Annotated in this window: 16 protein-coding genes and 1 pseudogene; 1 reads left to right on the forward strand and 16 read right to left on the reverse strand. The window is 61.7% G+C overall.

The window, feature by feature from the left end:
* Positions 1 to 150 precede the first annotated feature (150 nt).
* The 3 genes from AC0L25_RS04755 to AC0L25_RS04765 are packed head-to-tail and all read right to left on the reverse strand — an operon-like array spanning position 151 to position 3,069.
* The gene (locus tag AC0L25_RS04755) at positions 151 to 936 is read right to left on the reverse strand and encodes an ABC transporter ATP-binding protein (RefSeq protein ID WP_473594418.1); all 786 of its coding nucleotides are present in this window, start codon (positions 934 to 936) and stop codon (positions 151 to 153) included.
* The gene (locus AC0L25_RS04760; RefSeq protein WP_473594419.1) at positions 930 to 1,997 is read right to left on the reverse strand and encodes a FecCD family ABC transporter permease; all 1,068 of its coding nucleotides are present in this window, start codon (positions 1,995 to 1,997) and stop codon (positions 930 to 932) included. The genes AC0L25_RS04755 and AC0L25_RS04760 overlap by 7 nt, the downstream gene beginning before the upstream one ends.
* Positions 1,987 to 3,069: an ABC transporter substrate-binding protein gene (locus AC0L25_RS04765; protein WP_473594542.1), complete on the reverse strand. Its 1,083-nt coding sequence runs from the start codon at positions 3,067 to 3,069 to the stop codon at positions 1,987 to 1,989. The genes AC0L25_RS04760 and AC0L25_RS04765 overlap by 11 nt, the downstream gene beginning before the upstream one ends.
* 163 nt (positions 3,070 to 3,232) lie before the next feature.
* Here AC0L25_RS04765 and AC0L25_RS04770 point away from each other — a divergent pair, with 163 nt between their 5' ends.
* On the forward strand, positions 3,233 to 4,021 hold the full coding sequence (locus tag AC0L25_RS04770) for a class I SAM-dependent methyltransferase (RefSeq protein ID WP_473594420.1): 789 nt from the start codon (positions 3,233 to 3,235) through the stop codon (positions 4,019 to 4,021).
* Between the two features lie 92 nt (positions 4,022 to 4,113).
* Here AC0L25_RS04770 and AC0L25_RS04775 read toward each other — a convergent pair whose 3' ends face one another.
* From AC0L25_RS04775 to AC0L25_RS04835, 13 genes and pseudogenes are all read right to left on the reverse strand, one after another.
* Positions 4,114 to 5,736: a GMC family oxidoreductase gene (locus tag AC0L25_RS04775; protein WP_473594421.1), complete on the reverse strand. Its 1,623-nt coding sequence runs from the start codon at positions 5,734 to 5,736 to the stop codon at positions 4,114 to 4,116.
* Positions 5,733 to 7,247, reverse strand: a complete 1,515-nt coding sequence (locus tag AC0L25_RS04780; RefSeq protein WP_473594422.1) for an FGGY-family carbohydrate kinase — start codon at positions 7,245 to 7,247, stop codon at positions 5,733 to 5,735. Before AC0L25_RS04780 ends, AC0L25_RS04775 begins: the two co-directional genes overlap by 4 nt.
* A 26-nt stretch (positions 7,248 to 7,273) precedes the next feature.
* Complete coding sequence (locus AC0L25_RS04785; protein ID WP_473594423.1) at positions 7,274 to 8,116, reverse strand: class I fructose-bisphosphate aldolase; 843 nt, start codon at positions 8,114 to 8,116, stop codon at positions 7,274 to 7,276.
* Positions 8,089 to 9,825 carry a glycerol-3-phosphate dehydrogenase/oxidase gene (locus AC0L25_RS04790; protein WP_473594424.1) on the reverse strand — a complete coding sequence of 579 codons (1,737 nt, stop codon included), beginning with the start codon at positions 9,823 to 9,825 and terminating at the stop codon, positions 8,089 to 8,091. Before AC0L25_RS04790 ends, AC0L25_RS04785 begins: the two co-directional genes overlap by 28 nt.
* Before the next feature lie 18 nt (positions 9,826 to 9,843).
* Complete coding sequence (locus tag AC0L25_RS04795; protein WP_473594425.1) at positions 9,844 to 10,839, reverse strand: aldo/keto reductase; 996 nt, start codon at positions 10,837 to 10,839, stop codon at positions 9,844 to 9,846.
* A complete protein-coding gene (locus AC0L25_RS04800; RefSeq protein WP_473594426.1) occupies positions 10,836 to 11,816 on the reverse strand; it encodes a sugar-binding transcriptional regulator in 981 nt (326 codons plus the stop codon). The genes AC0L25_RS04795 and AC0L25_RS04800 overlap by 4 nt, the downstream gene beginning before the upstream one ends.
* A 28-nt stretch (positions 11,817 to 11,844) precedes the next feature.
* Complete coding sequence (locus tag AC0L25_RS04805; protein ID WP_473594427.1) at positions 11,845 to 12,834, reverse strand: ABC transporter permease; 990 nt, start codon at positions 12,832 to 12,834, stop codon at positions 11,845 to 11,847.
* Between the two features lie 19 nt (positions 12,835 to 12,853).
* Positions 12,854 to 14,392 (reverse strand): sugar ABC transporter ATP-binding protein, encoded by a 1,539-nt coding sequence (locus AC0L25_RS04810; RefSeq protein WP_473594428.1) that lies wholly within the window; start codon positions 14,390 to 14,392, stop codon positions 12,854 to 12,856.
* Between the two features lie 108 nt (positions 14,393 to 14,500).
* Positions 14,501 to 15,532: a substrate-binding domain-containing protein gene (locus AC0L25_RS04815; protein WP_473594429.1), complete on the reverse strand. Its 1,032-nt coding sequence runs from the start codon at positions 15,530 to 15,532 to the stop codon at positions 14,501 to 14,503.
* Positions 15,533 to 16,007: 475 nt separating this feature from the next.
* Positions 16,008 to 16,280 carry a winged helix-turn-helix transcriptional regulator gene (locus tag AC0L25_RS04820; protein ID WP_473594430.1) on the reverse strand — a complete coding sequence of 91 codons (273 nt, stop codon included), beginning with the start codon at positions 16,278 to 16,280 and terminating at the stop codon, positions 16,008 to 16,010.
* A gap of 60 nt (positions 16,281 to 16,340) precedes the next feature.
* On the reverse strand, positions 16,341 to 16,607 hold the full coding sequence (locus AC0L25_RS04825; protein WP_473594431.1) for a hypothetical protein: 267 nt from the start codon (positions 16,605 to 16,607) through the stop codon (positions 16,341 to 16,343).
* Between the two features lie 711 nt (positions 16,608 to 17,318).
* Positions 17,319 to 17,978: an FAD-binding oxidoreductase gene (locus AC0L25_RS04830; protein WP_455849619.1), complete on the reverse strand. Its 660-nt coding sequence runs from the start codon at positions 17,976 to 17,978 to the stop codon at positions 17,319 to 17,321.
* Positions 17,979 to 18,188: 210 nt separating this feature from the next.
* Positions 18,189 to 18,701 (reverse strand): annotated as a pseudogene (locus AC0L25_RS04835) (FAD-binding oxidoreductase); the annotation flags it as partial.
* Positions 18,702 to 19,015 lie beyond the last annotated feature (314 nt).

A 19,015-nucleotide genomic window follows, 5' to 3' on the forward strand; every position in this document is an offset into this window, starting at 1 on the left:
GCGGCTCGTCGAGGGACGTGCAGCGGTCGTGAGTGAACACCTCCATCCGTCGCCAAAGTAGCCGTCAGGCAGACGGAAAACATTTTCATTCAAATATTTGCGCCAGAATTTTCGATCTATTTCTAGGTTTTTCATTCGACCACAGATGCCTTAAGCTGCTATCGACGCAGTCGCTGTCGTTTCGTCCGCGACCCCATCCACTATTACATGACCGATGCCCCGCGAGCAGCGCTCGATCCGCGCCTCGACGCGGTACACGTCACGCAAAAGCGCCGGGGTGACAACATCTTCCGGGGTGCCGCAGGCGATCATCCGCCCCTCGGCAATGACGATACATTTGTCAGCGAAGCGCAGGGCCTGGTTGAGGTCGTGAATTGCGATCAGCACCGCAATCCCCTGCTTGCGCGCGAGCCCGCGTATGAAGCTCAGCACCTCGACCTGCCGGTGCAAGTCAAGCGCGGACGTCGGCTCGTCCATCAGCAGGATCTCAGGTTCGCGAGTGAGGGTCTGGGCGATGCTTACCAACTGCCTTTGCCCTCCGCTCAGTTCTCCGATGTTGCGAAAGGCGATATCCGAGATGCTGAGCGCGGCCAGGATGCCATCTATGCGTGCGAGGTCGCCATCACTAACCGACCAGGCCGAGCCCTGCTTGCGGGCGAGCAGGATCGATTCATAGACGGTCAACACTGCGTTGGCTGCCGTATCCTGCGGCATGTAGCAGATGCCGTCCGGCCCCTTCGCCGCTCCCTCGAGGCAGACGCGGCCCGGGCCCTTCAAAAGTCCTGCGATGCGCTTGAACAGCGTTGACTTGCCCGCTGCGTTGGGCCCGATAACGGCGACTAGCTCGCCACCCCGAAAAATGGGAGTTGAAATGTCCGAAAGGGCGAGCCGCGTCCCGTGGAAGGCTCCGAGACCATCGAGCCTGATCGTTACCATGAGCGCCTCACATTCGAGAGGATCAGCGAGATGAAGAAGGGAATGCCGATAAGCGAGGTGACGATGCCGATCGGGAAGATCGTGCCCGGAATGAGCGACTTGCTGGCAACCGAACTCGCCGAAAGGATGAGCGCGCCGGCAAGCGCGGAAGCGGGCAGGAAGAAGCGCTGATCTTCTCCGATCAGCATGCGGGCGATGTGCGGACCGACTAGCCCGATGAAGCCGATCGTGCCGACGAAGGCGACGGGAATGGCGGCGAGCAGGCTTACCATCATCATAGTTTCGAGCCTCAGGCGTGCGACCTTGACGCCAAAGCTCGCGGCCTTGTCTTCGCCTAGCCGCAGCGCCGTCAGCGCCCAGGCGCGGCGCACGAAAATCGGAAGGGTTGCGAGAAGGACGAGGCTGGTGATGATGAGCTTGGGCCAGGTGGCCTTTGTGAGGCTTCCCATGGTCCAAAACACGACCGCGGCGAGCGCCTGCTCGGAGGAAAGATACTGGACGAGCGACAGCAGCGCATTGAAGGTGAAGACGAGCGCGATGCCGAGAAGCACGATGGTTTCGACCGTCACGCCGCGCTTGAGACTGAGCAGGTGGATGACGAGCGCGGTCAGCATGGCAACCACGAAGGCGTTGAGCGGCACGATATATTCGATCGCGGCCGGGATCAGTGCGACGCCGAAGGCGAGCGCGAGTGCTGCGCCAAAGCTGGCCGCCGCCGAAATGCCGAGCGTGAATGGGCTGGCGAGCGGATTGTTGAGGATGGTCTGCATCTGTGCACCGGCGACCGACAGTGCTGCGCCGACGACCACTGCCATCAGCGCGATGGGAAGCCGAATGTCCCACAACACGACGCGCACCTGAAGCGGCACACTGCCGGGAGAAACGAGGGCGAGCACCACCTGGTCGAGGCTATAGTTGGCGGGTCCGAGCGCGAGGTCGATGCAGAGGCTCAGGAGCAGCGCCAGGGCGAGCCCTGCGAGCATGAGCTGCTTGCGCAGGACGAGGGCGCGGTAGAGACCGCGCCCTCGTTTGGCTGACAGTGCGGCCGGTTCACTGCTCATCGGAGAGCGAGACCCAATGGCCAGGCCTGTACTCGACCGGCAGGAACTTCTCGTGCAACTCCTTGAAGGTGGCCTCGGCGTCGAGGTCGGCGAACAGGTCGGGGTGCAGCCATTTGGCCATCTGCTGTATGGCCACGAACTGATAGGGGCTGTTGTAGAACTGGTGCCAGATTGCATGGACCTGCCCGTTCTCCACCGCCTTGATGCCGGTTAGCGCGGGCCGCTCCGTCAGGCCCTTGAGTTTCTTCAGTGCTGCCGCTGCGTCGGCGCCGGGCCCGACGCCGACCCATTTGCCGCCCGGCACGTAGGCCTCCCAGTTACCGCCTGTGACAATGACCTGGTCGGGATCGCTTGCGATGATCTGTTCGGGATTGAGCGCGCCGAAGGTGCCTGGGATCAGATCCGCCGCGATATTCCGGCCGCCGGCCATTTCGACGAACTTGCCGAAATTGTCGTTGCCGAAGCTCATGCAGCAATCGTCGGAATAGCCCCCGGCGCGCTCGACGAAGACGGTCGGGCGCTTGGGATCTTCTTTTGCGATCACCTCGGTGACGCGCGCGATCTGGGCGGCGCGGTAGGCGATGAACTCTTCGGCCCGATTTTCCTGGCCAAAGAGCTTGCCGATAAGGCGCATGCTCGGCTCGGTGTTGGTGAAGGGATGCTCGCGGAAATCGACATAGACCACCGGGATGCCAACGGCGGCGAGCTTTTCGATATATTGCGCGTCCTCGGTCGCCTGCTTGGACTCGATGTTCATGATCATCACGTCCGGCTGAAGCGCGATAGCCTGCTCGACGTCGAAGGTGCCGTCCTTGAAACCGCCAAAGGTCGGGATCGTGGCCATCGAGGGGAATTTTTCCAGATAGACGGCGTAATTGTCGGGATCGGCCTGAGAGAAATCCTCGCGCCAGCCAACGATGCGCTTGAAGGGGTTGTCGGTATCGAGCGCGGCGACTAGGTAGATTTGCCGGCCTTCGCCGAGGATGACTTTCTCGACCGGCGTCTTCACCTCGACCTTGCGGCCGGCGATGTCGGTGACGGTTTCGGCGCGCGCGCCGAGGGTAAGCGGCATCAAGGCCGCAAGCGCGACCGCGGCCGCAAATATCGACTTCAAAATCATTGGGCTCTCGCAATTCGGTTTTGCGGATCCGGCTTAGAAAACGTGAGTTGTGTAATCAAGTATTATTTTTTAGAGCAATTCCAATGTACCGCTGTTGAGGAGAGCGTTTCGGGCAATGACGGCTCACGCAAACTATTCGCTGCGCGACGAAATTCGGGACTATTGGTCCGAACGCGCCGAGACGTTCGACCTGCAGGTCGGTCACGAGATTTTTTCCGAGCGGGAGCGCGCTGCCTGGCATGCGTTCATAAGCAGGCACCTTGGGCCAGGCGCCGGGCGGGCGGCTCTGGATCTCGCCTGTGGGACAGGCGTTTTTTCGCATCTGATGCACGATCTAGGCTTTGTGGTGACAGGCCTCGATTGGTCGGAAGCCATGCTCGCCAAGTCGCGCGCCAAGGCACAAAAACGCGGCGCCGATATCCGCTTCATCGTAGGGGATGCCGAACGGACGCTTGAGGACAAGGCGAGCTACGATGTTATCGTCACCCGTCACCTGGTCTGGACGCTGCTGGATCCGAAGGCGGCCTTTGCCGAATGGTGCTCGCTGCTGAAGCCCGGCGGTAAGCTGCTGGTCATCGACGGCGATTTCGTCAGCCGCAACTGGGCGATGAGTTTGCGGGAACTTTGGGAGAAGTTCACGGCCGGCAAGCCCCGGGTCTCGGACAATGACGCCTCCTCCCTGGCCAGACGCCACCAGAACATTCTTGCTCGTGTCTATTTCTCGGGCGGCGCACGGGCGGAAGAGATAGTGCGCTTGCTGGCCGAAGCCGGGTTCGATCAGCCTGTCGTCGACTGGAAACTGGGAGCGATCCATCGCGCTCAGACTCGACAGATGAGTTGGCCCAAGGCGCTCGAACGCGCCACTCAACATCGCTTCGCGATCTGCGCGACAAAGCCGCAGTAAACTCCTCGACGCTGCCGGCATCGGTCGCTCCATGGGGCGGCACGACTGCGAATAGCTGCCGGTCTGTGTTAACTCAGATGCGCCGCCTAGGATTATTTCTCCTGGCTGGCGTCCTGCAAGATCATTTCCGATGCCTTCTCCGCGATCATGATCACTGGAGAGTTGGTGTTGCCGGAAACGATTGTCGGCATAATCGAAGCGTCGACGACGCGCAGGCCCGCAATGCCGTGCACCCGCAGCCGGCCGTCGACCACCGCCATCGAGCCTGCGCCCATCTGGCAGGTGCCAACCGGGTGGAAAATCGTCGTGCCGATATCGCCGGCCTTGCGGACGAGATCTTCGTCGCTTTCATAGTGTGCACCGGGCAGCATTTCCTCAGGCGCGAAACGGGCAACGGCGCGCGCTTTCATCAGGCGGCGGACATGGCGGAGCGAGGCTACAGCCACGGTCCGGTCTCCCTCGGTAGACAAATAGTTCGGCCGGATCTTCGGGGCAGTCTGCGGATCGGACGCCTCTATGTGGACGGTGCCGCGGCTTTCCGGTCTGAGGTTGCAGACCGAAACCGTGACCGCGGGGAAGCGATGCAGCGGCTCGCCCAGCCGGTCAGTGCTCAACGGTTGGACATGGTATTCGAGATCGGGCGTTTCCAGGCGTGGGTCGCTTCTGGCGAAGATGCCAAGCTGGCTCGGAGCCATCGACAGCGGTCCGGTGCGACGGATGGCGTATTCGACGCCCATGGCCGCGCGGCTGAACAGATTGTGGTAGCGCTGGTTTAGCGTCGAGGCGTTGGCGACCTTGAAGACTGTGCGGATCTGCAGATGATCCTGCAGGTTCTCGCCGACGCCTTCCAGCGCGTGGCGAACCGGGATTCCTGCTGCACCAAGCACGGCAGGCCGACCGACACCGGAAAGCTCGAGCAGCTTCGGCGAATTGATCGCGCCGGCGGCAAGTATCGTCTCGCCTGCCCGCGCACGATGCAACTGGCCGCCCACGCGGAAGACAACGCCGGTGACGCAAGCTCCGTCGAAATTTAGATTCTCGGTCTCTGCGCCGGTGACGACGCGCAAATTCGGCCGCCGGAGCACGCCCCGCAGGAACGCTTTCGAGGTATTCCAGCGCACGCCCTTCCTCTGGTTGACCTCGAAATAGCCCGACCCTTCGTTGGTCCCGCCGTTGAAATCCTCCGTCCGGGGGATGCCGAGTTCCTCGGCAGCATCGCGGAAGGCGTCCAGGATCGGCCACGACAGGCGCTGGCGCTCGACGCGCCATTCGCCTCCGGCGCCGTGAAGGTCGTTGGCGCCACCAAAATGGTCCTCGGACTTGCGGAAATATGGAAGCACGTTATCCCAGCCCCAACCAAGATTTCCGGCCTGCCGCCAGCCATCATAGTCCGCCGCCTGGCCGCGCATGTAGATCATGCCGTTGATCGACGAGCAGCCGCCCAGAAGCTTGCCGCGCGGATAGTTGAGCGCACGACCGTTCAGCCCGGCCTCCGGCTCGGTCTTCATCAGCCAATCGGTGCGCGGGTTGCCCATGCAGTAGAGATAGCCGATGGGAATGTTGACCCAGCGATAGTGGTCGCTGCCGCCGGCTTCCAGCAGCAGCACGCGCGTGCCTGAATTGGCCGACAGTCTGTTGGCCAGCACGCAGCCGGCTGAACCCGCGCCGACGATGATGAAGTCGTATTGTCCAAAATCGGCAGCGGTCTGTGTCAATTGGACATCCGTTCGCTTGCCATCCTGTCCCATAGCGGACCCATGGCCTGGTTGATCTCGCCATACAGACGATAGCGCTGCTCATAAACCGGTGCGATCTCGCTATTGGGCTGGTAGCAGCGGTCGGGCGCGGTCATCGCGGCCGCGCCTGCAGAGAAGTCGGCAAACAGGCCGACGGCTGTCCCGGCTGCAATTGCAGCGCCCAGCGACCCCGTCTCGCGGCTGCGCGCCACGGTCACCGGCACGTCCAGCACATCCGCAAATATCTGCGGCCAGATTGCGCTGCGCGAGCCCCCGCCCGAAAGAACCGCCTGGCTGACCGTCGCTCCTGCTCGACGAAGCGTCTCGACGTGACGCCGGTGTTCGAAGACGACGCCCTCGAACAGTGCGCGCAGCATATGCGCCCGCGTGTGCCAGCCGGCGATGCCGTAGAAACCTGCACGCGCCTTGCCATTCTGCTGCGAACCGTAAAGGAATGGGTGGTAGATCGGCATGTCTCCCGCGGGGTCGACGGAAGCAACAAGCTCGCTGCAGATCTCGAATGGCGATGCGCCTGCCGGCGGCGCATGCTCGAAGAACTCACGCACGATCCATTCGAGATTTGCGGCCGAAGTGGCGCTCGATTCGATGGCGAGGTAACGCACTGGATCGAAGGTCGACAGCATGAAGATCGACGGATCGCGGATCGGCTCTTCGGTAATAACCTGGTTGATGCTCCAGGTGCCGGCAATGATGGAGGCGGCGCCGGTGCTGGTGACGCCCGAACCAATGGCGCTGGCGACGACGTCGAACAGGCCGGCCACCACAGGCGTGCCCGCCCGAAGGCCGGTGGCCGCGGCGACATCGCGCGTGACATGGCCGGCGATGTCGGAGGCCTCCAGCACGTTCGGCAGCAGTTCCATGCAATCGTCGAGACCATAGGCGGCCAGCAACTCACGCTCGTAGCGTCGGCCGGGCAGATGCAAAAGCCCGCAGCCCGACATATCCGAGGTCTCGGTCGAGCGTGAGCCAGTGAGGCGGTTGACGATAAAGTCTTTGCACAGGAAGACGGTGCCTATTTTGGCAAAAAGCGCCGGGTCATGACGCTTGAGCCACGCCAGCAGGGTCGGCGTCTGCGCCGCCCAGGGCCGTTGCAGGCAGTGGACATAAGTCCGGTCGCCAACGCCCGCGGCCGTCCATTCGCTCACGATGCCGACGCCGCGCGTGTCGAGCGACTGGATGCCGAGCAGCGGGTCGCCGCCGCGGTCTAGTGCGTAGAGCCCGTTACCATGCCCGGCGCAGCCGATTACCGCGATGTGGCGGGGATCGATGCCCGACTGGTCGAGGCACTGAAGGATGACCTCGACGGCGTTGCGCCACAATTCGCCGAGGTCCCGCTCGACATGACCGGGCTTTGGCATGCAGGAGCGGCCGTCCCGAGCGGCAAGTGCGAGCTCGCGACCGGTGGTGTCGAAGATGATGGCCTTGATGACGGTGTTCCCCGCATCAAGACCCAGAATGTATTGCTGCATTGAAGCTCCTCCCAAGCTGCCAAAGATTATTCTTGTTGGTAGAGCTCCCAGGCCGCAGCGCCGTCCGCATTCTCATGGATGATCGCCATCAATCCTCTCACGACGGCACGGGGGTTGGCATGCTGGTAAATGTTGCGGCCGTAGACCATGCCAGCCGCGCCCTGCGCCATCAGCGCCGCCGATTTGTCGAAGACGGCGCGCAAATCCTCCCTGCCTCCACCGCGCACCAGGACAGGACAGCGCGCCGCCGCCACGACCCGGTGGAAGTCGTTCGGATCGGTGGTTGGGTCCGCCTTGATGATGTCGGCGCCCATCTCGCTTGCGAGCCGGGTTAGGGTGACGATCTTTTCTGGGTCGCCGTCAACCATGTAGCCCCCGCGCTCCGAGTTGGGCAGCATTGCCAGCGGCTCGATCATCAGCGGCAGGCCGTATCTTTCGCAGTCGGCGCGAACGCGGGCAATGTTGTGGACGCATTGCCGGAACAGGTCCGGCTCATCGGGCAACATGAACAGATTGACGACCACGCAGGCCGCGTCCATTTCCAGCGCGCCGATCAGTGGCTCGGCTTCATTCTGCAGGATGGCCCACATCGAGCGGTGGCGGGTTTTGTTATATGGATTGCCCATGTCTATGCGCATGACCAATGCTGGCTTGTCCTTGCCGGGCAAGGACTGCAGCAGATCGGCCTGGCCATAATTCATCTGAATGGCGTCCGGTCCCGCGGCAACCAGCTGGGTGACGACGCCGGCCATGTCCTCCAGTCCTTCCAGAAACGACGGCTCGTTGCACACGCCATGGTCGATTGCGACGTCGAGACAGCGCGCTTCGCCGAACAACCGGTTCATGCGGACTTTCTTGTTGATGCGCATTCGGCGCTCCTTCCTTGATCTTTTCGGGATAACTGGTCGAGATCGACGCCGTGCCGGCGTTGCAACATGGCGAGGAAATCGGTGCGCTCGAATGCCTTGCGCGCGGCGTCCCAGTTCTTTTCGACAGCGAGAATATCGAGAATCGCATCGAGAAGGTCGGCCGAGAGAGCACCGGTGATGGCGATTGTCGTGCGGCGGAGCAGCAGGTCCTCCAGCTGCTCGACATATTCGTTGGCGATGAGATGCTTAATCTCCCGGGCCGAGTAGTCGCTGCCGGGCAAGAGTTCGTCATGTCCCGCTGCCAAATAGGAGGCGACGGCATCCGCCGCGGTGCCGTAGCGCTCGAAGAGGCTGCGCATGCGATCCAGCGACAGGCCACGCGCCGCCGCGCGATCTGCGCACCATTTTGCAGGGGCAGTGGGAAAATCCCAGCCGCCGCCGATCGGCATGTTTTCGGTGCCGACGACGCGCTGTCGGCGCAATCGCTCAAGCACGATATCGGCGGCCAGTTCGCCGAACGATCGGAAGGTCGTCCATTTCCCGCCGATCATGCAGAGCGTCGGCGGCAGTGTACCGGCGCCCTCGATGAGTTCGCAGAAATGATCGCGGGGTATGCGGCCGGTAAAACTGTCTTGGCTTATCGGCAGCGGCCTCACCCCGGTGAACTGAAAGACGATGTCGGTATCGGCGATCTCGATTGCAGGAAACACGAAGGACAGGGACTGCAGGATGTATTGCCGCTCGTCATCCATGCAGCGCGCCTGGTCGGGATCGTCGACACGGATATCCGTCGAGCCGACCAGCACGTTGCCGAGATAGGGAAACAGGATGCAGATCCGTCCGTCCTCGTTCTCGTAGTAGATCATGTGGCCGTCGAGCGCGTCATGAAGCTCGCGATTGTCGACGATCAGATGCGAACCTTTGGTGCCGCCCATAAGCTTTGGCGCAGCGGCTCCGATCGCCGAATTGGTCAGGTCAATCCAGCCGCCTGTGGCGTTGACTACCAGCTTTGGCTTCACGGCTATCGTTTCGCCGGATAGTCCGTCGTTGAGCACCAGGCTCGCGCCATCGAGCGATACGTGTGCATAGTTGAGCGCCCGGGCGGACGGCTTTTCCTTCATGGTATCGCGCAGCATCTCGGTACCCAGCCGCTCGGGATGGCTGACCCACGCGTCATAATATGTCGCCGAATTGCGAATAGCAGGATTGATTGCAGGCCAGACCTTGAGTGTTTCAGCGCGGCTCCTGAATTTGTGCGTCGGGACGACACGCCGTGCGGCGGTGAAGAAGTCATACATCGCCAAGCCGGTCTTGATGACCAATGCGCCGCGCCGGCCCGGACGGCGGCTTAGCCCAAGGAAGCGGACTGCGCCATTTGCTACACCTGACAACAGGTCGAAGATCGGCACAGTGGTTGGCAGTGGCGCAACGTAGTGCGGCGCGTTCTTCAACAACCGATCGCGTTCGAGCAGAGATTCGCGGACCAGCTTGAACTCGCCGTTTTCAAGGTAACGCAAACCGCCATGAACCATGCGCGAGAGGGCTGCACTTGCGCCGGAACAATAATCGCCTTTTTCTGCCAGCAGCACATCGACGCCCTGCAAAGCGAGTTCGCGAAACACGCTGATGCCATTAATGCCGCCGCCTATGACGAGCACCTCGACTTCCGGGGTCTCGCGCAAGCCGGCGATCGTCTGGATGCGATTCATCTCAGGATGCGCTTTCGATCACGCATCTATCGCTACGAGATGCCCGGCCACCGCCGCATCGATGGTCCACAGTTCCGCGGCGCTCAGTAAAATCTCCCCTGCCCTGGCGTTGTCGAGCGCCTGCGTCGCGTTTCGCGCTCCACACAACGCGAAGGTGATGCCGGGCTGCGCCAGCGTCCAGGCGATGACGATCTGCGCCATGCTTGCCTGGTGGACCTCCGCGACCGGGGCCAGGGCATGCTTCAAAGCGGCTACCTTGCGCCGGTTGGCCTGAGAGAAGCGCGGGTTGTCTTTGCGCTGGTCGTCGCCGCTGAACTCACGCGCCGGATCAATCGCGCCCGAAAGCAGGCCGAGCGCAAGCGACGAATAACTGAGCGCAGCGACCTGATGCTGGCGCGCGATCGGCAGCAAGGTCTGCTCGATCTCGCGATCCAGCATCGAATATCTTTCCTGGATCGCATCGAGCTGGCCAGCTCCTACATATTGCTGCAGCTCGGAGGCGTTGAGATTGCTTGCGCCGATGGCGCGGATCTTGCCAGCTGATTTGAGGCGTTCGAGCGCTTCCATTGTTTCGGCAATGGGTGTCGTCGGGTCCTGCCAATGGGTGATGTAGAGATCGATATAGTCGGTGCCGAGCCGCCTCAGGCTCTGTTCCACTTCATAAGCGATGCCGTCGGCACCCAGATATCGGTTCACCGGCGTTCCGTCCTGATCGAAGAAGTGGTTGCCCTTTTTCGAGTGCCAGTTCAGGCCACATTTGGTGGCGATGACGGCGCGATCGCGCCGGCCCTTGATGGCCTTGCCGACGATCTCCTCGCTGCGGCCGAGACCATAAGCCGGCGCGGTGTCGATCAGCGAGACGCCGGCATCGATGGACGCCTGGATCGCAGCAATCGATTCTGCTTCATCGGTGCCACCCCACATCCAGCCGCCGATGGCCCAGGTGCCGAGTCCGACTGCCGACGTGACAACGCCGGACTTGCCGATTGAGCGGGTGATTTGTCGAGAATTCATGCTGCATTTCCTTCGGCGAGCTCGAGGATCTTCAGGCCGGTGGTTTCGTCGGTGACGAGGATATTGAGGTGAGAGCCGCGCATGGCACTGAGGATCGGGACCACCTTGCTTGCGCCGCTTGCGACCCCGATCGACTGCGGAATGGTCGCGAATTCCTGGAGCGTCAGCGAAACCAGTGAGTGGTTGAGGCTGTAGTCGGCGAGCTTGCCGTTACGGTCTATGAGATGGGCGAGCAACTCGCCCGCCGCGCCCGAGCGTTCGATGGCCAGCCGGTCGGCGCTCGAGGACGGGTGCAGATCGTAGTAGCTCGAATCGTCGGTCAGGATGGAGCCGATGCCGACCACCGCAAGCGTTGCTTCCCGCGCCTTGCTGAAGACATCCGAAACCGCCCGCACGCCCATCAGCATGTCGCGTTGGGCCGGGCTGTCGGCAAACAGCGGCGCGTGAACCTGATACGCGCGGCCGCCGAGTTTGTCGGCCATCAGAGATGCGACATGATTAACGTCGGTGTAATGCTTGCCCTGGACCAGGCCGGTCGCGGGAACAACCTCGACGTCGAAGCTGCGGTTCGGCTTGAGGCCGGCGACGACGGCACTCACCCCCTTGCCCCCGGTAATGGAAATCGTGTCGCCGTCCTTGATCGTCTCGAGCACCAGCCTGGCCGCGGCTTCGCCGACGCGCTGGAGCGCAGTCTGCGGGTTGTCCGAAACGGAAGGGACGACGACGGCCTTTTGGAGTCCACCTATCGCGACAAGGCGTGTCTCGATGTCGACCAGTTGCTCGATCGGCGACTTGATCTTGATCTCGACAAGCCCGAGTTGATGACCGCGTTTGATCAGACGGTTGACGGTCGCATGCGAGATGCCGAGCTCCTTGGCGATTTCAGCTTGCGTCTTGGCTTCCATGTAGTGAAGCACAAGCGCCTGATACATCTGGCGGACGATTGTGATGTCGTCCCGCGAATTGGGTGGTGACATGATGGATGCTCAACTCTTGCGCTGCTGCTCAGGATTTCCTGCGGTGCAGAAAGTGGTCGATCGATACCGCCGCGAGCAGGATGCATCCCTTGATCATGTCCTGCCAATAGACTGAAACGTCGAGCAGGATCAGCGAACTTGTGACGACCGAGAGCAGCGCCATGCCCAGTATGGCGCCGAAGATGGTGCCCGAGCCGCCATTGAGCGATGCCCCGCCAATCACCGCCGCAGCGATGATGTTGAGCTCCATACCGGCGCCGAAGGTCGGGGTGGCAGCGCCAAAGCGTGACATGTAGATGACGCCGGCAAAGCCCGCGAGGGTGGAGCAGAGAACCGTGACCCAGAATTTGACCTGCTTGGTCTTGATACCCGAAAATTGGGCCGCCTTCTCGTTGCTGCCGGTATAGAAGACCTTGCGAAAGGCGGTGGCGCGCCGAAGCAGGAAATCGAAGATGGCCACGACCACGACAAAGATGACGATGACATAAGGCACATTGCCGAAGCTGCCCTGGCCGATCGCCTTGAACCCGGGCGGCAGGGTGAACAGCGACAGCGGGGTTCCCTTGGTGATGACAAGGCAAAGACCGCGCACGATCACCATCGCCGCCAGCGAGGTGATGAAGTGATTGAGCCCGACGACGGTCACGAAGAAGCCCATCGTCGCGCCGACCAAGGCGCTGGCGCCTATGCCGATGAGGCTCGCGGTCCACGGGTCCAATCCCATCAGGAAGAGAGCGCCTGACACGACCATGGAGAAGCAGACCACCGATCCGACGGAAAGGTCGATGCCGCCGACAATGAGGAGTATCGTCATGCCGACCACGACGATGCCTTCAATGGAGAAGCTCATCAGCATCGCGCGGAAATTTCCCCAGGTCAGGAAATGCGGCGAGGCGAATGTCATGGCGATGCAGAGCGCCAGCATGATTGCGATCAGCCCCGCCTCGCGCATTGACCCCAAACGCAGCCAGTTGCGCCCGCCAAGCCCGGAGGCGCTCGCCTTGATTTCGGCGTCCATGAGGGTTCCTCCGGTCTGTCTAAGCGACATTCTGAACCTGCCTTGCGTTTGATCTTTGCTGCCGGAGACCCGAAGCCAGCAGCATGATCGCCTCTTCGGTCAATTCGTCCGCCCCCAGTTCGCCGGCGATGGCACCTTCGTGTATGACAAGCACCCGATCGCTGAGCCCGATCAATTCCGGAAGCTCGGATGAAATCACGATGACGCCGACGCCCCGCTCGGCGAGATCGCGAAGCAGGCGATGAATTTCCACTTTGGCGCCGACATCGACCCCGCGTGTCGGCTCGTCCAGAATGACCACTTTGGGGCCGACCGAAAGAAGCCTGGCGATGGCCACTTTCTGCTGATTGCCGCCGCTAAGCGTCGACACCTGTGTCTCGATGCCGCCCATGCGCACTCCGTGGCGCTCGACCAGGGCGGTGGCTTGCTTTGCCTCGGCGCGGCGATCGAGCAGCCCAAGCGGGGTGGTGAGTTTCCGAAGGTCCAGCGCGGAAATGTTCGAGGCAACCGACAGGTCCAGGAACAGGCCAGACGCCTTGCGGTCCTCAGAGAGGTAGACCAGGCCCGCGCGCACCGCATCGCTGTAGGTCCTGATGCTGACCGGCTTGCCATTGAGTTCGACCGATCCCGACACCTTCGGGCGCAAGCCGCAAACGGTCTGGACCATCTCGCTGCGGCCAGCGCCAATCAACCCGCCGATGCCAAGAATTTCGCCTGCACGAAGCGTGAAGCTGACGCCGTCGGAACCCTCTCGATGGGAGAGATTCCCGATCGACAGGACAGGGCGGCCGGTGCGCCGTTCAGGCGAGAGCTTTTGCGGATAGAGCTGCGTGATTTCGCGCCCGACCATCTTGCGCACGACATCATTGGGAGTGACCGAAGCGATAGAATCGGTCGCCACATATCTGCCGTCACGAAACACCGTGACGCGGTCGCACAGGCTGAAGATCTCGGCCATGCGGTGGCTGATGTAGATGATTGAAATTCCGCGCGCCTTGAGATCGCGGAGGATTGCAAAAAGGCGCTGCGCCTCGGTCTCGGTCAGGGCGGCCGTCGGCTCGTCGAGCATCAGCACCCGGCATTCGAGCGTCAACGCCTTGGCGATTTCCACGAGTTGCTGGTTGGAGATCGAAAGGTCGGCGACCGGCGTCTCGACCGGGATCGGCGCCAGCAGGTCCATTATCTTCTGCGCATCGGTGTAGAGCCGGCGAAAATTCATCAGCGGCGCGCGTCGATTGTTGATGGCCGCCATGAGGATATTCTCGGCGACCGTAGCGTCCTGGCAGAGCGCGATTTCCTGATGGACGAGGCCGATGCCAAGCCGCTGCGCGGCGGATGGCGATGCAATGGTGACGTCCTTGCCTTCGAGACGAATGGCGCCATCGTCGGGTTGCACAATGCCGGCGATGATATTCATCAGCGTGGACTTGCCCGCGCCATTCTCGCCGCACAGCGCGTGAATTTCGCCCCGCTGCAGCGTGAAATCGACGCCGGTCAGCGCTTTGATGGCGCCGAAAGATTTCGATATGTCGCGGATTTCAAGAATGGCGGCGGTCACTCCGTCCCCCTGCAGCGTTGATGTTGACGGTTGGGTCGACGGGGCGCGAGCGCGCCCCGTCCCGGATCGAGCATCTTCGAAGAGTCCCGAAGAGATCCCGGTGAGCCCTTATTCCTCGATGCCCTTGGTGCCGCGCCGCTTGAGGTAGGCATCCCAATAGAAATCGTCGGCATTTTCCGCAGTGACGATGGAAAAGCCGTTGTCGACGAAAGGCACGCCCATGCTATTGAATCCCGACCGCCGGGCGTCGTTCATCGGATCGATCAGCTCTGGATGCTTGGCCAGCCACAGCAGCATGAATCCCATGTAACCCTGCATGCCCTGGTTCGGGTTGACCGAGCCAAAGATTTCGCCGGCCTTGATCATGTCGAGGATCTTGGCGTTGACGTCGGCCAGCATAACCCGGATCTTGCCGCCGCCTTCCTTCGCGGCCTGCGCGGCGCCGATTGCCGAGTTGGCTTCCGGCATGAACACTGCGCCCAGTTCGGGATGCGCCTGGGCAAGGCTGAGCACGGCCTGATAGGCCTTCGTCGCATCCTGGTTCGACGCCGCGCGGCCGACGAGCTTCATCTCAGGCCATTTGGCTTCCATGCGGGCGATGAAGGCGGCGATGCGCTTGTCGTGATTATCCTGTCCGGGGTTTTCGAGGACCGCGTATTCGCCCTTGCCGTCCATCGCCTTGGCGACTGCATCGGCGGCATAGGTGCCTTCGGCGACGTTGTCGGAGGTGATGTAGGACACTCGCTTGGAGTTGGGCGAATCTGCGGCGAATGTGACTACTGCCGTTCCCTGGTCTATGGCCCGGTTGATTGGCTCGATGAACGGATCGGAGTTCATCGGATGCACCAGGATGCCAGCCGGCTTCTGAGCCAGCGCCTGGTCGAATGTCGCTATCTGCTTGTTGACGTCGTATTCGGGCGTTCCGGTGTATTCGGTCTCGCAACCGAACTGCTGTCCAGCCTGCTTGAACATCTCGTAGACCGGGAACCAATATTCGACGCCGGAAACCATGACGTTCATGACGTATTTTTCCCCCGGCTCGCATTTGAACGGGTTAGCGGCCTGGGCCGCGGCGTGGCTTGCCCCCAACACAGTGGTGGCTGCTGCCGAAATGGCGAGCATGCTCAAAAATTTGCGCAAGAGTCCTCCCTCGGCCGAAGCCTGGTCAATTGGGCGGCCTGACACTTACGTGCCGCCGCTTGTGGTTGATGAGACCGAACCTCCTCCCGAGGCTCAGCAGCTGATCATTCGCAGGAGTTGGTTTGAGTGTCAATAAAATTCACATGCAGAAATATATTTCACACCCGCCGAGCGAAACCACTCGCTTCGGTGCCGGAGCATGGCCCCTAGCGCGACTCGCACTATGCCCTTGAGTCGCTGCCATTAAGACTCTCAGGGAGGCAACAACGGCGCGGCTCACGACCCAGTTGGCGAAGCGACAAATATGAACGTGCGGGAGGGAAGGCGGGCTTCGAGGCTGACGAACGCGTGGCGACGGGCTGAGCGCCCGGGATTTGGCTGGCTAACAGAGCAGTTAGCGAAAACATTTGAGGCGGTGGTCTGCGCGGGCAGTCGCTGCGCTTGGCAAACACACCAACCAAAAGGTCACCTTACGCTATCTCAATTTCCGTATGCTGCCGCCATCTATGAGTTCCGCGAAACAGTCCGGCGGGCGTGAGTTGCAGGCTGCTTCGTAGCTGTCGTTCGAGCCGCGCCTCGCCCACTTCGAAAGCATCTCCACAATAGGCCGGAGACTTTCATCTTCTTCGCTGACGCGGCACTCCACCCGCGGTGGAACCTCGGCATAGACCGTCCTGCTGACCAGTCCTGCCTCCTCCAAATCCCGGAGTTGCTTGTGAGAAGCTATGCCGGGCACACGCACTTCCAAGCGGCGGGCGCGCCCGCCGCTTGGAAGTGTAATCTCGACCGTGCCGCCGAACGCTGGTTATCAGCGGCCCCAGATCCCCTGGCCATAACCAGGCCCGGGGATATCGAAGATCGAGTTTCCTGCCGAGGTCGGTGCGCTGTCGGCCGTGTTGACACTCGCTGTGCCGCTCAGGTCGACCGCGTAGCCATTGTCGGACACCATCGAATGGCGACCGGTGTTCGAAGAGCCGGAGCCATGGCTGTAGTCGGAGCCATAGTGGTCGCTGCCGGCAAAAGCCATGCCGGAGGCAAACAGGAAGGTGGCAGTGGTAAGAACGTTCTTAAGCATTTCAATTCTCCATCTTTGAGGGTTAGCGTTTGGCCTCAACGCGCCGTGCCCCGCACCGCATCGATGAGCCGTTCTTTCGTGCCTTTTGGGCAAACCGACCAACCGCTATCCTTCTGGATTTGCGGCGGCAGGTTGTTCAGCGCACGGTTGTCTTGTTACGTTCGTGCGCTGTTCAGGGGCTGCTTGATAGCAGCCGAGATCACCACCGTTCGGCGGCGTCAACGCGGCCTGTATGAATGGCGGCTGTTCCCGATCAGCCGTCGCGTGGTGGGGTTGACGTCTGCCCCTTGTCGATCATGGCGTTGTAAGAGCGGCGAGCCGCTTCATGGGCCGGATAATTTTGGTCGATAAGGCTCGCGTGGAGCCGGTCGGGGAAATCGTACGACGTAACTGGCTTATGCATGGTGAACCTCAGGTTTCGGATCAAGACGCGTCGACACCTCGCCAAGATTAGATGGCGCTGGATATTTGCATCTCGCCCGCTGAATCTGCCGCATCTGCGGTTCTTATTGTCATACATCGCTTTCGTTTCATGCGTTTTTCTGTAGTGCGGTGGGAGTGTTTCGTTTGTTTCAGCGGCACGCGCGACGGGGCGGGCCGCTCGTCGGAGATTCCGACGAGAGTCTTCCTCGATGGCGCGACACCGGCTTCCGCATGCCACAGGCCTGTCCGGCTCGGCGCGACCCAAGGACGGACAGGCTCAGCCTCGGCTTATGGCCGGATGTTGTGGTTGACGCGGAAGAGGTTCGCCGGATCGTATTTGCGCTTGACCGCGACGAGCCGCTCATAGTTGGCGCCGTAGGCGGCGCGTACGCGCGCCTCGCCTTCATCATCCATCATGAAGTTGATATAGGCGCCACCATGCGGGTTGTGCTTGTGCACCGCGGCCCAATACTCGCTTGCCCAGCGCCTCAGCTCCGGCGCCTTCGTCGGGTCGGGGTCGATGCCGGCGATAACCATGGACCAACGCGCTCGCCGCGCTCCCCAGGCGGTGGCGTCCGGAGCCACTTCCTGGACCGCTCCGTCGATGGGGTAGAGATGCATCAGGGACAGTTCGCTCGGGGTTTTCGAGCCGTGCTCGGCATGGGCAGCGATGGCCGCATCGGACAGCTCGTCGACATAATCGCCCTTCCAGTACCACTGTAAGCCCTTCGGCAGCAGCGGATCAAATAACGCCTGCAGATCGACGAAGGGCATCTGCATCATACCGTCCATCAGAGGCTTGGGAAGCGCGTCGCGCACGGGCTGCATCGCCCGGATGCCGTCCTCCTCCGCGCCGTTGTAGCAACTGATCAGCGCGCAGATGCGCCTTCCCCAAATCTCGCGCGGGAAAGGGTCGCAGGAGGGCACCGTCTTGATGCCGAAGAACATCCCGAGCTCTCGCGGCGCTCCGGGCAGGAAGTGGCGGTACCAGCGCATGATCTCTGCGGCATGTGCGATGTCGAAGAAGATCGGCCCGGCATAGACATCCTTCGCCGGATGCGCCTGAAATGTGAAGCGCGTCACGACGCCGAAGTTGCCGCCGCCGCCGCGCAGCGCCCAGAACAGCTCCGGGTGTTCGTCCTCACTTGCCGTCACGACGCTGCCGTCGGCCAGCACGACCTCGGCCGCAAGCAGATTGTCGATGGTGAGGCCGTGTTTGCGCGTTAGATGGCCGGTGCCGCCGCCCAGCGTCAGTCCGGCAATGCCAGTGGTCGAGACGAGGCCCGCCGGCACCGCCAGCCCATGAGCGCGGGTGGCGCGGTCGACATCGCCTTGGGTGCAGCCGGCCTCGACGCGGACCGTGCGGGTCCTGGGATCGATATCGACCCGTTTCATCGGCGACATGTCGATGACCATTCCGCCGTCGCAACTGCCGAAGCCTGGACCGTTGTGGCCGCCGCCGCGAATGGCAAGAAGCAAACGCTTCTCTCGGGCATGATTGACTGCCGCGACGACGTCGGCGACCTCGGCGCAGGGAACGATCCAGCGCGGCCGCTTGTCGATCATAGCGTTGTAGAGCCCGCGCGCCTCTTCATAGGCCGGATGGTTTTGGTCAATAAGGCTCGCGCGGAGCCGGTTGGGAAAATCGTACGAAGTAACTGGCTTATCCATATTGAACCCTCAGGTTTCAGAGCAAGACGCGTCGGCAACTCGCCAAGACTAGATTGTTCGTCCTGAGCGCTGGACACTTGCGTTTCGCCGGTTGATTTGCCGCATCTGCGGCCCTTCTTGTCATACACCGCCTTCGTTTCAGACGTTTTTCTGTGGTGCGGTGGGAGTGTTTCGTTTGTTTCAGCGCGCGCCCCACGGATGACAGGCGGCATTTTGTGGCTGGCTATGGTCCGAGTCGTTTGCTCGATCCGTAATGTCGGTCGTGCAACCTAGGCCATTCGTGTTTCGGCCGTTTTTCCGGAGGATCGGATAGA

Source organism: Mesorhizobium sp. WSM4813, assembly GCF_055811555.1.